The following is a 1,112-nucleotide window of genomic DNA, read 5'->3' as shown; positions in this document are numbered from 1 at the left end:
AACCCGCCGGCGGGTTGCGCCGTCATCCGGTCAGCCAGGTGTTGGGCGATTTGCCCGGCGGATTTTTTCTGCAATGACATATAAGGGTTCCTTTTCTGACGTTACGGGCGGTTTTTTTCCGGGAGTGCGGTCAGCCCGGCGTCTTTTTGCAACGTGTAGTAGCGACTGAGCAGGGCGTTAAAGCGGTCGTCGGTCTTTTTTCTCAGCGCCGGTGAGACAGGATGTCCCTGTTCGACTGCCGCGGAGAACTGGCGCAGCAACTCTTCCAGCGGCACGTCGCGGTTGTGGCTGGTCTGAATCTGATAAATCGCGGTTTTCAGGTAGGAGAGGGTGAAACTGCCGCGGTTGCGCTCCTGCGCCAGGATTTTGTCGGCTAATTGCTGGAGCTGATTTTGGGTCTGATGCCAGCTGCCCGGTAGCGGGGCGTTATCCAGCCGGACGGTCTGTAACTGTTGCCAGCGGGCGGTTTCTCGCTGCTGTTCGCGGTCCTGCGGCCAGGTCTTTTGTGCCAGGCCGGTCAGCTGTTCGGCATGTTGCAGCACCACCAGCGGGGAGGTGTCCGCTAACCGGGTCAGCTGCTGTTCATAGGCGGGCAGGTCAGGCTGGTACAGCCAGGCCAGTCTCGCGCCGTCCGGCGTGCCGGTCAGGGCCGTGAGCTGGTGTTGCAGCGGTCGGTAAAGCCCCAGCCAGCTGCCGGTCAGGACAAACGCGCCCAGCAGTACGCCCAGCCCAAAGCCCTGTAAGGCACTCATCCGGGGCGGCGGCTCAGGGAAACGGACCTGGACTTTGGGCTGATGGCTGTCGTAACCGGGGGTGTCGTCGGTTTCCGGCTCGGCGTTAGCCAGGTAAACCAGCGGCGGCATCTGGACAGGCCTGGGCGCCGGTGTGGGCAGGATACGGGTATTTTCCAGTTTTTTCGCGGTGTTCTGGAAAAACCACAGCAGGTTTTCGACTTTGGGCAGGCGTTTTAAATCGGACTGCTGGAGCCGGTCGACTATCAGCTGTAAGGCCCGTTCAGCCCGGTAAATCAGGCGCAGGTCGCGGGCGGTGTAGTCGTGCTGGCGCAGGGCGTTGCCGCAGCGGGTGTTAAACCAGTCGAGCATGTCGGTGCG

Annotated in this window: 1 protein-coding gene; it reads right to left on the bottom strand. The window is 61.6% G+C overall.

Features of this window, described 5'->3' with window-relative positions; translation table 11 throughout:
• Window positions 1-101 precede the first annotated feature (101 nt).
• A partial coding sequence (locus tag LGZ99_RS24450) for a VasL domain-containing protein (RefSeq protein ID WP_262979850.1) occupies window positions 102-1,112 on the bottom strand: 1,011 nt, incomplete at its 5' end.

Source organism: Photorhabdus temperata (genome assembly GCF_025384845.1).
GTDB lineage: Bacteria > Pseudomonadota > Gammaproteobacteria > Enterobacterales > Enterobacteriaceae > Photorhabdus > Photorhabdus temperata.
The sequence above is the reverse complement of the archived record's forward strand: the minus strand, read 5'-3'. Positions and strand labels throughout refer to the sequence as shown.